Source organism: Bacillus sp. SW14 (assembly GCF_047608225.1).
Taxonomy (GTDB): domain Bacteria; phylum Bacillota; class Bacilli; order Bacillales; family Bacillaceae; genus Bacillus; species Bacillus subtilis_G.
The window spans coordinates 1-13,518 of record NZ_JBLKRW010000001.1; the positions used below are offsets into that span (position 1 = coordinate 1).

14 protein-coding genes are annotated in these 13,518 nt (G+C 43.6%); all 14 read right to left on the reverse strand.

Features of this window, described 5'->3' with window-relative positions; genetic code table 11:
* Positions 1 to 213 precede the first annotated feature (213 nt).
* Entirely contained in the window at positions 214 to 1,713 is a 1,500-nt protein-coding gene (lysS, locus tag ACMX2I_RS00005) for a lysine--tRNA ligase (protein WP_414955817.1), read from the reverse strand.
* A 91-nt stretch (positions 1,714 to 1,804) separates the two neighbouring features.
* Positions 1,805 to 2,806, reverse strand: a complete 1,002-nt coding sequence (gene dusB, locus ACMX2I_RS00010) for a tRNA dihydrouridine synthase DusB (protein ID WP_087991849.1) — start codon at positions 2,804 to 2,806, stop codon at positions 1,805 to 1,807.
* Positions 2,807 to 2,819: 13 nt separating this feature from the next.
* The gene (locus tag ACMX2I_RS00015; RefSeq protein ID WP_014112324.1) at positions 2,820 to 3,038 is read right to left on the reverse strand and encodes a helix-turn-helix domain-containing protein; all 219 of its coding nucleotides are present in this window, start codon (positions 3,036 to 3,038) and stop codon (positions 2,820 to 2,822) included.
* Positions 2,990 to 3,493 (reverse strand): 2-amino-4-hydroxy-6-hydroxymethyldihydropteridine diphosphokinase, encoded by a 504-nt coding sequence (gene folK / locus ACMX2I_RS00020; protein WP_414955818.1) that lies wholly within the window; start codon positions 3,491 to 3,493, stop codon positions 2,990 to 2,992. Before folK ends, ACMX2I_RS00015 begins: the two co-directional genes overlap by 49 nt.
* On the reverse strand, positions 3,490 to 3,852 hold the full coding sequence (gene folB / locus ACMX2I_RS00025; RefSeq protein WP_087991852.1) for a dihydroneopterin aldolase: 363 nt from the start codon (positions 3,850 to 3,852) through the stop codon (positions 3,490 to 3,492). Before folB ends, folK begins: the two co-directional genes overlap by 4 nt.
* Complete coding sequence (gene folP / locus ACMX2I_RS00030) at positions 3,845 to 4,702, reverse strand: dihydropteroate synthase (RefSeq protein WP_333562267.1); 858 nt, start codon at positions 4,700 to 4,702, stop codon at positions 3,845 to 3,847. The genes folB and folP overlap by 8 nt, the downstream gene beginning before the upstream one ends.
* Complete coding sequence (gene pabC / locus ACMX2I_RS00035; RefSeq protein WP_414958273.1) at positions 4,684 to 5,565, reverse strand: aminodeoxychorismate lyase; 882 nt, start codon at positions 5,563 to 5,565, stop codon at positions 4,684 to 4,686. Before pabC ends, folP begins: the two co-directional genes overlap by 19 nt.
* Complete coding sequence (gene pabA, locus ACMX2I_RS00040) at positions 5,565 to 6,149, reverse strand: aminodeoxychorismate/anthranilate synthase component II (protein ID WP_414955819.1); 585 nt, start codon at positions 6,147 to 6,149, stop codon at positions 5,565 to 5,567. Before pabA ends, pabC begins: the two co-directional genes overlap by 1 nt.
* A 13-nt stretch (positions 6,150 to 6,162) precedes the next feature.
* Positions 6,163 to 7,575 carry an anthranilate synthase component I family protein gene (locus ACMX2I_RS00045; RefSeq protein ID WP_414955820.1) on the reverse strand — a complete coding sequence of 471 codons (1,413 nt, stop codon included), beginning with the start codon at positions 7,573 to 7,575 and terminating at the stop codon, positions 6,163 to 6,165.
* 163 nt (positions 7,576 to 7,738) lie between these two features.
* Positions 7,739 to 8,665: a cysteine synthase A gene (cysK, locus tag ACMX2I_RS00050; protein WP_087991857.1), complete on the reverse strand. Its 927-nt coding sequence runs from the start codon at positions 8,663 to 8,665 to the stop codon at positions 7,739 to 7,741.
* 75 nt (positions 8,666 to 8,740) lie between these two features.
* Complete coding sequence (locus ACMX2I_RS00055; protein WP_087991858.1) at positions 8,741 to 9,634, reverse strand: peptidyl-prolyl cis-trans isomerase; 894 nt, start codon at positions 9,632 to 9,634, stop codon at positions 8,741 to 8,743.
* A 48-nt stretch (positions 9,635 to 9,682) separates the two neighbouring features.
* Positions 9,683 to 10,558, reverse strand: coding sequence for a redox-regulated molecular chaperone HslO (gene hslO / locus ACMX2I_RS00060; protein ID WP_148964471.1), 876 nt, complete (start codon positions 10,556 to 10,558; stop codon positions 9,683 to 9,685).
* 11 nt (positions 10,559 to 10,569) lie between these two features.
* Positions 10,570 to 11,346 carry a type III pantothenate kinase gene (locus tag ACMX2I_RS00065; RefSeq protein ID WP_087991860.1) on the reverse strand — a complete coding sequence of 259 codons (777 nt, stop codon included), beginning with the start codon at positions 11,344 to 11,346 and terminating at the stop codon, positions 10,570 to 10,572.
* Between the two features lie 190 nt (positions 11,347 to 11,536).
* Complete coding sequence (gene ftsH / locus ACMX2I_RS00070) at positions 11,537 to 13,450, reverse strand: ATP-dependent zinc metalloprotease FtsH (protein WP_148964469.1); 1,914 nt, start codon at positions 13,448 to 13,450, stop codon at positions 11,537 to 11,539.
* Positions 13,451 to 13,518 lie beyond the last annotated feature (68 nt).

Below are 13,518 nucleotides of genomic sequence, written 5' to 3' on the forward strand. Positions count from 1 at the left end.
TTGTTCACTTCGTTTAAGCGACTTTATTATTATATCTCGTTAACTCAGTGAAGTCAATAACTTTTTTCAAAGTTTTTTTCGTTATCGCCTTGTTTAGCGGCAACGAATAATAATATACCACCTTGTAAATAATAGTGCAATAGTTTTTTTGAAGAAATACTTAAGAATTTAAAAAGAGCGGCATCCCTTAAATAGAGATGCCGCTCTTCTTTATTAACGCTGTCTCATTTGCGGGAATAACAGCACATCGCGAATAGAAGGTGCATTGGTCAGCAGCATAACCAGACGGTCAATACCGATGCCTAAACCTCCTGTTGGCGGCATACCGTATTCCAGAGCTTCAACAAAGTCTTCATCCATTAAATGAGCTTCATCGTTACCGGCTTCACGTTCTTTTAATTGCGCTTCAAAGCGCTCTCTTTGATCAATAGGATCGTTCAGCTCAGTAAACGCGTTTGCATGTTCACGGCCAACGATAAACAGCTCAAAACGGTCTGTGAAACGCGGGTCCTCAGGATTTTTCTTAGCAAGAGGAGAGATTTCTACAGGGTGTCCGTAGATAAACGTTGGCTGAATAAGCGTTTCTTCAATTTTTTGTTCGAAGAACTCGTTAATGATATGGCCTACTGTCATAGAATCTTTAATCTCTACGCCATGTTCTTTTGCATATTCACGCGCTTGTTCAACAGAAACCTCTTCCCAGAAATCAGCGCCAGTCGCTTCTTTGACCGCATCAACCATGTGGATTCTTTTCCATTCCGGTTTAAGGTCGATTTGTTCTTCCCCGTATTGGATCGTAGTTGTTCCAAGCACTTCTTGGGCGATATGAGCAACGAGGTTTTCAGTTAAGCTCATGATATCTTTATAGTCCGCATATGCTTCATATAACTCAATCATCGTGAATTCAGGGTTATGACGTGTAGAGACACCTTCATTACGGAAAACACGGCCGATTTCATATACTTTTTCTAATCCGCCGACAATCAAACGTTTTAGGTGCAATTCGATTGCGATGCGCATATAGAGCGGAATATCTAACGCATTGTGATGGGTGATAAACGGACGTGCAGAAGCGCCCCCAGGAATGCTGTGCATTGTTGGTGTTTCTACTTCTAAGTATCCGTGATCATCAAGGTATCTTCTCATAGCTTGAATGATCTTACTTCGTGCAATGAACGTATGTTTGCTGTCTGGATTTACGATAAGGTCCAAGTAGCGCTGACGATAGCGCTGCTCAACATCTTTCAAACCATGATATTTGTCAGGAAGCGGACGAAGCGCTTTTGTCAGCAATTCAAAAGAAGTTGCTTTAACAGACAATTCGCCTACATTTGTTTTGAAGACTTTTCCGGTTACGCCGATAAGATCACCGAGGTCAGAAGACTTGAAGACTTCGTATTGCTCGTCACCAACACTGTCTTTTCTTACGTAGATTTGGATTTGGCCTTCTAAGTCCTGAAGATGCGCAAAGCCGGCTTTTCCTTTGCCGCGTTTTGTCATCATACGGCCTGCGATTGTAACTTCAATCGCTTTTTCTTCCAACTCTTCTTTGGTTAGATCTTGATATGCCGAAATAACTTCCTGAGACTGATGAGTTCTCTCAAAACGTTCACCGAACGGATCAATGCCGTTATCTCTCAGCTGATTCATTTTATCGCGTCTGACTTGCAGCTGGTCGTTCAATTCTTCATGGTTTTGCTCTTCTTGACTCATTATTATCACTCCATTACAGATATTGTTTCATGAAAGAAGCAGAAAAACTGCCAGCACAAAACTGGCAGTGAGCAGCAAATAGAGGTGAGTATTATCCTACTTTTGCGTCTTGAAGCTCTTTTGCCTCAACTTCAACAGTAAATGCATCTAAAAGCTGTACAAGCTCTTCTCTTGTCTCGCAATGATTGATTTCATTACGAACCTTTGCATTGCCTTTTACACCTTTTAGATACCAAGCAGCGTGTTTTCTCATTTCTCTTACCGCTACGTTTTCACCTTTTAAGTTAATCAGGCGGTCAAGGTGTAGTTTGCATACCGCCATTTTTTCGCGTACTTGCGGCTCTTCTTTTAATTCACCTGTTTCAAGGTATTGAACCGTACGGTAAATCATCCACGGATTGCCCAGTGCGGCGCGTCCAATCATGACACCGTCTACTCCTGTTTCCTCAAGCATACGCTTAGCATCTTGCGGCGTTTTGACATCTCCGTTTCCGATAACCGGAATCGATACTGATTGTTTTACTTCTTTGATGATGTCCCAGTTTGCCGTTCCTTCGTACATCTGAACCCTTGTACGGCCGTGAAGCGCAACTGCTTTTCCGCCCGCACGTTCTACAGCTTGTGCGTTTTTTATTGCGTAAATGTGGTCTTCATCCCAGCCCATTCTCATTTTCACTGTAACTGGTTTATCAACCGCATCCACTACCGCAGAAACCATTTCGTAAATCTTATCAGGATCGAGAAGCCATTTCGCTCCCGCATCACATTTTGTAATCTTTGGTACAGGACATCCCATATTAATATCAATAATATCAGCAGTTGTGTTTTGGTCTACAAACTTTGCCGCTTCCACAAGGTTTTCCTTTTTTCCTCCGAAAATTTGAAGGCTGAGCGGTTTTTCACGTTCATCAATGTAAAGCATACCCATGGTTCTTGCATTGTTGTAAAGGATCGCTTTGTCACTGACCATTTCAGCGCATACCAATCCAGCACCGAATTCCTTTACAGTCAATCTGAATGCCGAGTTGCAGACACCAGCCATCGGGGCAAGCACAACACGGTTTTTCAATTCAATATCACCGATTTTAAACATTTTTAACCTCCCTTCATTTGTTATCTTTTTCTGGCGGCGCTAATTCGTCCGCGCTTATATTTAAAACATCTGCTGCACCTTGAATGATGGCAGCTGACGGCAATCGGTTTCCGCGTTCAATTTCGCCGAGAATAGAAACTGATATACCTAACGCTTTTGCAAATCCTTCTTGAGTATAACCTTTCAGCTTTCTGAATGCACGAATTCGTCTACCCCAGATTTCTGCTTCCATACTCTTACACCTTCTTGGTCTGTTTCCGCGCTTGTTGCCTCTTTTTCAACCTGCGGGCAAATTTCCACAAGCGGAGCAAGGACAAACATACGCTCATACATTCTCGGGTGCGGAACAATTAGTCGCTCTGTTTCAATATTTTCACGATTAAACAGCAAAATGTCAAGGTCTGCCGTCCGCGGTCCCCATCTTACTTCCCTTGTTCTGCCTAACTCATTTTCTATATTCTGCGTCAGTTCAAGAAGTTCAAAAGGGTTCAGCGACGTCTTGATTTCAACAGCCATATTCAAAAATTCATCTTGATCTTCGTATCCGACCGGGTCAGTTTCGTAAATAGAGGATACTTTAGTCACTGTCACCGCATCATGCTGGTGAAGCAATGCCACCGCTTGCCTTAAATACGTTTCTCTATCTCCAATATTAGACCCAAGCGCAATATAAGCTATGTTGTTCATGATTTTTTTCTCGTGATTTCAACCGCTACTGATTTATAGTGTCCGGGAATTGGCGGATCGGGCTTAATGACTTTCACAGTACATTGCTGCACCGGCTGAAATTTCTCAAGAACAGTTTCAGCAATACGTTCCGCCAGCGTTTCCACCAATTTGACAGGCTCCCCTTCTACGATATCTTTACATACGTGATAGAGCTCAGCATAGTTGATCGTTTGTTCAAGGTCGTCTGTTTGTCCTGCTTTGCTTAAATCCAGCTCAGCGGTTAAATCAACTTTAAACCGCTGACCAAGCTTATTTTCTTCTTTGAACACACCGTGATATCCATAAAACTCCATGCCTTCTACATAGACCTTATCCATGGTGCTCCCCTCCCTTATTCAGCATCGCGTCCATCATTTTCGCCATTCTGGCAATTTGTTTTACGTCATGGACCCTGACAATGTCACAGCCTTTTTGAATGCCGAGACACACAGTCGCACCTGTGCCCTCAGTCCGCTCCTCAGGCGGAAGATCCAGAACACGTCCGATAAATCTTTTTCGGGAGGTTGCCAAAAGCACCGGATATCCCAGTCCGCTGAAAATTTCGAGTTTGTTCATCACTGCCAAATTATCGTGATAGGTTTTCGCGAAACCGATTCCCGGATCAAGAATGATGTTCTTCTCCTCCACACCGGCCTCAACAGCGATTTTCACACTCTCCAATAAGTCCGATAGCATATCCGGTAATAAGTCATTGTAATTTCTCTCTGGTCGGTTATGCATGAGGACAATCGGAACATTGTGTTCAGCTGCAACAGAAGCCATCTTCGGATCATGTTTCGCTCCCCAAATATCATTGATGATGGATGCGCCGGCTTTAACAGCTTCATCTGCGACAGAAGCCTTGTACGTATCTACAGAAATCGGCACGCCCAGTTCTTTTGTGATCCGCTCAATCACAGGAATCACTCTGGACATCTCCTCATCCTCTGACACATACTCGGCGCCGGGCCTTGTGGATTCTCCTCCGATATCAATGATATGGGCACCGTCCTCGATCATCTCTTTCGCGTGCAGCAACGCCTTGTCCAAGCTGTCATATTTTCCGCCGTCCGAGAAAGAGTCAGGCGTTACGTTTAAAATACCCATTACCAGTGTCTTCTCTTTATATGATAAAGCGCTGGGCTTAGTGTGGATTACTTGTGTTTGGTCTATCGTTTGCCGCGCCATTCTCTTCCTCCCTTTTCATGAATCATGTTCTTTATTTCTTTTTTGTAAAGCGTTTGAAGAGCAGTGGCCGCTTCTCCGTTTTGGCCCGCATAGTTTACTTCTTCTATTTTAGTAAACGGGATGATTTCCAGAATCGAGTTTGTCATCCACGCTTCGTCAGCTGTCAAAAGAGCTTCCAGCTCGTATCGGCCCGTTTTAAGCTCCAGTCCTATTTTCTTTGCATTTTCAATGACAAAACGTCTCGTGACGCCGTCCAGAATACCTGTGTCAATTGACGGAGTGTAGATGCAGCTCCCTTTTCTCCAGAAAACATTCGATATGATGCCCTCCGCGACAGCTCCATCCTCCGTTAAGAAAATCCCTTCGACACGCGGATCATTTCCGATTTCCCTTTTCGCATACATATTATTTAAATAATGATGAGATTTTAACCGGAACGGCCCTTCTGGTGTGTTTCTGCGTATCGATAAAACCTTACCTTCTTTTTGGAATGGAAGGCTTTCTGGTTTCAGCTGGTTCACAATGCATAAAACGGTTGGGTTATCGTAAGTCTGGGCAACAAAGCCTTTATCGCTGATTCCGGCTGATATGTTCAATCTGACGCGGGCATTGCCATCCCTGATATCATTCAGCCAAAGCAGCTTGTCCAGCATCTCAAGAATCTCATGCTTTGAAACAGTATATTCGATTTGCAGATCCTGAAGCGCACGCTCAAGCCTTTCTATATGCCAATCAAACAAAAATGGGCAGCCTTCGTAGAGCCTGAAGGTTTCGAAAACACCGATCCCATATAAAAATCCATGGTCAAAAGGAGAAAGAACTGCATCTTTCTCCTCTATATACCGGCCGTTAACATATATCATCACGCAATAACTTCCTTGCGGTATGTCTCAATGAAATTTCTGAGCATTTCTTTCCCAAAGGAGGTCATAATAGACTCCGGATGAAATTGCACGCCCTCTATCGGGAGGTCATTGTGGCGAATCGCCATGATTTCTCCTTCTTTCGTTTGGGCTGTTACTGTAAAACAGGTTGGCAGCGTCTCAGGTTTTACGATCAGCGAGTGATAACGAGTCGCGACAAGGGGGTTTTTCAAACCTCCAAAGATTGTCTTGCCATCATGCTCGATATCCGAGGTTTTTCCGTGCATAAGCCGCTCTGCCCTCACCACGTCACCGCCAAACACTTGTGCGATGGACTGATGTCCGAGGCATACACCGAAAATGGGAATTTCCCCTGCAAAATGCTTAATTGCTTCAAGGCTGATTCCTGCCTCATCGGGGCTGCACGGTCCGGGTGAAATCATCAGAAAATCCGGAGACAGTTCGTCAATTTCTTCGATCGTGATGTCGTCATTGCGTTTCACAATCAGTTCTTCCCCAAGCTCGCCCAAATACTGCACCAAGTTGTACGTGAATGAATCGTAGTTATCAATCATTAAAATCATTTCTCCGCTCACCTCATCTGATTTTTGTCTCTGCTTTGCTCAGCTCTAACGCCTTTTGCATCGCAAAAGCTTTTTTGAATGATTCTCTGTATTCGTGCTTTGGAACAGAATCAATCACAACTCCTGCGCCGGACTGCATGAATGCCTGCCCTCCGGTTGCATAAATGGTTCGAATGACGATATTAAACTGCAGATCGTTGTTATATCCAAACCACCCTATAGATCCAGTATAAAGCCCGCGGCGTGTCGGCTCAAGCTCTTCTATAATTTCCATCGTTCTTACTTTGGGAGCACCTGTAATGGTTCCCCCGGGAAATACAGCATGAATAATATCCACAGCATCATATCCATCCTGCAGTTCACCTTGGACGTTAGACACAATGTGCATTACATGCGAGTATTTTTCAATGGCCATGAATTCATTTACGCGCACGGACCCGTACCGTGATACTCTCCCCAAGTCATTTCGCTCAAGATCAACCAGCATGACATGTTCAGCGCGTTCTTTTTCATTGTGGATCAATTCGTTTACGAGCTCCTTATCTTCTTCATCGGTTTTCCCTCTGGAACGAGTGCCTGCAATCGGTCTAGTCTCTAATAATTTGCCCTTTTTGCTGACAAGCAGTTCAGGTGATCCGCAAATGATTTGGAAATCAGGTGTTTCTAAATATGACATATAAGGAGAAGGATTTACTTCTCTCAGGGCTTTGTAAATTTGATATGGGTGGGCAGACATTGACTGTGACTGCCTAATTGATAAATTGACTTGAAACACATCTCCGCTGGCAATGTATTGTTTAATTTTCTCTACAGCTTGCGAGAATCCATCCTCGGTAAATGGCGCCGCGAAGGAACCGTCTGTTTCATGCTTCATCTCACGCGAAGGGATAGCAGGAAGCTCAGCCAGCCACATTCGCTCCAGCTCAGATAACTTTACGTCCGCAGATTCGTGATCAGAACCATTAACATGAGTAATCAGCCACAGAGACTCTTCTTGATGGTCATAAACAGCTATATCATCAAAAACAAGAAAATAAATATCTGGCGTTTCCAAGTCATCTAGTGAGAGCATTTTAAAGTTTTCAATGTAACGTGCGTAATCATAGCTGAGAAACCCGATTGCCCCGCCTTGAAAATCTGGAAGCTCGTGATTTGTTTCTGTTTCCAGCGTTTTAAACCAGCTATGGAAGGCGCGTAATGGATCACCTTCTTTAAACAGTATTTCATCTCCATGCTTAATCGTGGTAATCCCGTCTTTTCCTTTTACTGTCGCAATTGGATCAAGACCGGCTATACTGTATCTGCCGCCTCTTGCACTTTCAAGCAGCACATGCTGTTTTTTGGATCGCGCAAGTTTCTCAAATTGTTGTAAGAATGAATCTTTTTGAAAAGGTACTTTTTTGCCTGCTGGTCTGCGTTGTGCCATTTATATCATTCCTCTATTTTCTTTTTTGCTTGTTTTTTATTGTAAAGCAATCTTGTTAGTGAAAAAAGTGAATTTCTCTTCCAAGAATAACATTCGTCACAGACACGGCATATTTGATGCACGAATATAAAAAAACTCCCGGCGGACCGGGAGTTTGGCTTTTTTAATCGAATTGATACAGCGGCGTGCTCAGATAACGTTCACCGTTACTTGGAATGACGGCCAATACTTTTTTGCCTTTTCCGAGTTTTTTCGCTACTTGAAGAGCAGCATAAATTGCCGCGCCTGATGAGATACCTCCGAGAATTCCTTCTTCACGTGCAGCTCTGCGCGCATATTCGAATGCTTCTTCATTCTTCACAGGGAAGATTTCATCGTATACTTCTGTATTTAAGATGTCAGGCACAAATCCAGCTCCGATTCCCTGAATTTTATGAGGGCCTGGTTTTCCTCCTGAAAGCACGGGAGAGTCTGACGGTTCAACAGCGTAAATTTTGACGGAAGGGTATGCTTCCTTCAGAACTTCGCCAGCCCCTGTAATCGTTCCGCCTGTACCGATACCGGCTACAAATGCATCAAGCTGATCATCACCAAATTGCTCAACGATTTCTTTACCCGTTGTTTGGCGGTGAATTTCTGGGTTAGAAGGATTATTGAACTGTTGCGGCACAAAGTATCCGTTCTTTTCAGCAAGCTCTTCAGCTTTCTTAATCGCGCCTTTCATGCCTTCCGCGCCAGGAGTCAGCACAAGTTCAGCACCGTATGCGCGAAGAAGGTTGCGGCGCTCCATGCTCATTGTATCAGGCATAACCAAAATGGCTTTTAATCCTTTAGCCGCAGCAACCATCGCAAGCCCGATTCCAGTATTTCCGCTTGTCGGTTCAATGATTGTGTCACCGGCTTTTAATTTCCCTTCTTTTTCAGCAGCTTCAATCATAGCTAAACCGATACGGTCTTTTACACTGCTTCCAGGGTTCATGTATTCAAGCTTTAGATATACATCTGCACTATTTTCATCTGCAAGGCGATTTAATTTAACGATTGGCGTATTCCCGATTAATTCAGTAATGGAGTTTGCTACACGTACCATTCTCGACACCTCAATTTCCGACTATTTGTATTGGTATTATGTATATAATCTATCAATTTCAAAATTTTTTGTCAATCATTTAGTACTTTTTTCCCCATAAAACCAAGATACATCGGCTTCTTTCCAAAGCGTTTTGACTGTCGCTTTATCACCTAACTGATCCATTGCGATTTGCCGTCTGATCTGATCCTTCACTTCATCATATGAGAATGTTCTCGCCTTTAGTTTTTCTTTCAGCTGAATAACGGCATATCCATTACTGACCTTTATCGGTTCGTCAGACCATTCATCCTCTTTGAGTGTTTTTGCTTCTTCAATGTATGCTGACGGAATGTTGTCTGATGCTTCTGTGACAAAACCTAAATCTCCGCCGTATGGTGATGTGTATCTGTCTGTAGACCTTTCCGCCGCAACAGCTTCAAAGCTTGAGCCGCCTTTCAGTTCCTTCAGGACTTCTTTCGCTTCTTCTTCATCTTTTACAACAATGTGCCGAATTCGATATGAATCATCAAACTGATACAGTTCTTTATTTTTATTATAGAATGATTTCTTTTCTTTGTTTGAGATATCAATATCCTTTGTTAACAAGTCTTCAAGGAGGATATTATAACGAATTTGGTCTTTCCACTCTTTCTCTGTTGTACGTTCGTCTTCGTAAAAGGAATTGTTGACCGCTTTAATCAGCAAAAACTCCCCATCAATTTCGCTTTTAGACACTTTGAGATTGTTCTTTTTGGCGAGCTGCTCAACGACTTGGACATTGATCATATCTTCAAGTGTCGATTTCCCATATTGATCTTCCATTTCTTTCAGCCATTCTTGTCTTGTCACACTTTTGCCTCCGACAGTCGCAATAGACTCATCGGATGGCGATGCACCGGCTTGGGATTTTGTCAGCGTATATGCAACGGCAATACAACAAGCCAACAGCGCCCCTAAAATAATGGTCCAGATTGTTCTTGATTTCAAACCTGCTTTCAGCCCCTTTTCTCAAATTCAAAAAACCCGCTAAAGAGCTTAGCGGGTAGTTTGGTCACGAAGCCCTTCCAGCTCTTCTTTTGTAAATAAGTACTTTTCATTACAAAAATGGCATACTGCTTCGGCTTGTCCATCTTCTTCTATCATATCTTGTATTTCTTTTTTGCCTAGTCCTAAAATGGCTGTTTCGAAACGTTCTTTTGAACAAGGACAATGGAATCTAACAGGCATCGTTTCCAAAATCTCAGGCTTCTCACCTAGGACTTCTTCTAATATTTCTTCTGGTGTAAGGCCTTTTTGGATGAGCTTAGAAATCGGCTCTACTTGGGATAGACGCTGTTCAATTTTTGTGATGGTTTCATCATCGGTTCCCGGCATAAGCTGAATAATAAAGCCGCCTGCCGCAAGAATGGTGTTGTCAGGATTCACGAGCACACCGACACCCACAGATGAAGGAACCTGTTCCGAAGACACAAGATAGTAGGTGAAATCATCTCCCAATTCGCCTGAAACAATTTCTACTTGTCCTGTGAAGAACTCACGCAACCCTAAATCTTTTACGACACTTAACGTTCCGCTTGTTCCAACAGCACGTCTTACATCAAGCTTGCCTTGTTCATTTAAATCAAAATGAACTTGCGGGTTAGAGACATATGCTCTGACTTCCCCTTTTGCATTGGCATCAGCCACAATTGCTCCGATTGGACCTCCGCCCTCGACTTTCACAGTCAGCTTATCATCGCCCTTCAGCATAGCCCCGAGCATAAGCGAAGCTGTCATTGTTCGGCCCAGTGCAGCGGATGCTGTCGGCCACGTGCCATGTCGTCTTTGTCCCTCGTTTACCATATCAGTTGTTCTCGCTGCATAAGCACGCACTTTTCCGTCATACGCAAGTGCTTTTATTAAGTAATCCATTACAAAACCTCCTATACACTTCCTACGCGGTTTCGTTCATAAATCAATTCCAGTCCTTTTAGGGTTAGGAATGGATCAACGATATCTATGCAATCTGATTCATTTGCAATAAGCGACGCAAGGCCTCCTGTCGCAATGACCTTTGGTTCCTGTTTTGCCTGCCATTTCATTCGCTTGACGATTCCTTCCACTTGACCGACATAGCCAAATAATATTCCAGATTGCATCGCGCTAACAGTGTTTTTTCCGATAATATTGTCAGGCCGGGTGATTTCGATACGTGGAAGCTTTGCCGCACGCGAGTAAAGCGCCTCTGTTGAAATCGTAATCCCAGGAGCGATCGCCCCGCCCATGTATTGTTTGTTTTCATCAATATAGCAATACGTTGTGGCTGTTCCAAAATCAACAACAATTAACGGATTGCCGTATAAGTGTATCGCAGCGACAGCATTTACGATTCTGTCTGCCCCCACTTCTTTCGGATTGTCATATTTTATATTTAAACCTGTCTTCATACCCGGACCGACAATTTGCGGTTCGATATGAAAGTATTTTGTGCACATTCTTTCTAATGCAAACATGATCGGCGGCACTACTGATGAAATAATAATGCCATCTATCTGTTCAAACATGAGCCCGGAATGCTCGAATAAGGAGCGCAAAATCATCCCAAACTCATCTTCTGTTTTATGCCTGCTTGTTTCTATACGCCAGTGATATTCTAATTCTCCATTATGGTATACACCAAGTACAGTATTGGTGTTCCCCACATCAATAACCAGTAACAACCTCTATCACCACTTTTGAATAGTTTCTCTGCATTACTTTTACAAACATTCTACAATACCTTACACGATCAGCGGCTCATTTGTAAACAAATCGAAACCAGAATTGGATGATTGTAAAAGCAGCTGCTGAGGCGGGATTTACATAAAAAAACTGCCAGCGTCAGCCGGCAGTTTTTAGAAAGAAAGCGAATTACTCTTTTGTATCGTCTTTCTTTTCGTCTGTTTTTGTCAGAATGTTTACTTTCACGTCATCGTTCTTCTCATCATCAGAGAAATTGCGTTCAGGCAATGATCCATGATCGACAAGGTGTTTGATTTGTTCAGCATCGAGTGTTTCAACTTTCAGAAGCGTTTGAGCAATCAATTCAAGCTTGTCACGATTTTCAGTCAGGATTTGTTTCGCGCGCTCATAACATTCTTTGATAATGCGCTGAATTTCCTGATCAATTTCGTAAGCGATTTGATCACTATAGTTTTGTTCGTTGTTGAAATCACGGCCTAAGAATACCTGGCCGCCCTGAGACTGTCCAAATTGCAACGGACCCAGTTTTTCTGACATACCGAATTCTGTAACCATTTTTCTAGCAATATTCGTCGCACGCTGGAAGTCATTGTGCGCTCCTGTGCTGACTTCACCGAAGATAATTTCTTCAGCTACACGTCCGCCCAAGAGGCCGACAATTTTATCAAGCAGCTCCGGCTTTGTCTGGAAGTAACGGTCTTCTCTTGGAAGCATAACCGCATAACCGCCAGCCTGGCCGCGGGGAACAATCGTTACTTTATGAACCATGTCAGCCTCATCTAAAACGAGTCCGATAACGGTGTGTCCGCCTTCGTGATAAGCCACGATGTTGCGTTCTTTCTTGGAGATGACGCGGCTTTTCTTAGCAGGTCCGGCAATCACACGGTCCGTCGCTTCGTCAATATCACGCGCATCGATTTTTTTCTTGTTTTGACGAGCAGCCACAAGAGCAGCTTCATTCAAGAGATTTTCTAAGTCAGCGCCTGAGAAGCCAGGTGTTCTCATGGCAATTGACTTCAGGTTAACCGTTTCATCCAGCGGTTTGTTTCTCGCATGGACTTTCAATACAGCTTCACGGCCAATGACATCTGGGCGGTCCACTGTGATTTGACGGTCAAAACGTCCCGGACGAAGTAAGGCTGGGTCCAAGATGTCCGCACGGTTCGTCGCAGCAATGATGATAATGCCTTCATTGGCGCTGAATCCGTCCATTTCAACAAGCAATTGGTTTAGCGTCTGTTCACGTTCATCGTGTCCGCCGCCGAGACCCGCTCCACGCTGGCGTCCAACTGCGTCGATTTCATCAATGAAGATCAAACAAGGCGCATTCTTTTTCGCATTTTCAAACAAGTCACGCACACGGGAAGCACCGACACCTACAAACATTTCAACGAAATCAGATCCGCTGATGCTGAAGAAAGGTACGCCAGCTTCACCTGCACAAGCTTTGGCAAGCAATGTTTTACCGGTACCCGGAGGTCCGACTAAAAGCACGCCTTTTGGTATTCTTGCGCCAACCTCGGCAAACTTGCGGGGATCTTTCAGAAAATCAACAACTTCAACGAGTTCTTGTTTTTCCTCGTCCGCCCCTGCAACGTCTTTAAATTTGACGCGTTTCTTTTCCTCTGTATACAGCTTCGCCTTACTCTTTCCAAAGTTCATGACACGGCTGCCGCCGCCTTGAGCCTGATTGAGCAGGAAGAAAAACAGAATAAAGATAATGACAAACGGGATGATGGTCGTCAGGAACGTCACCCATCCGCTTGTTTCTTGAGCGGGCTCAACCTTTACGTCTGTCTTTTTCAAAGCATTAAATATCTGGTCTGCTCCCTTTCCTTCAGGAACATGACTCAAGAAGTATTGATCTTTGTCGTAGTTTTTCAGCTGTCCTTTTACCTCATAAACACCTCTGACAGGCTGAACCGATACGCTATCAACTTTCCCGTCATCCAGATTTTTGATAAACGTACTGTACGACATATTTTCTGTTTTCGGATTTGAGGTCTGGAAGTAGCTCACAACCCCGATTACTACTAATAAAATAAGTAAATAAAAAATGGTATTACGGAAGACCCGATTCATTCCTTACCTCCTCCCACAGTAAGCACAACTATGTTCAATAGTACCATAGAAAAACATTCCAATACAAA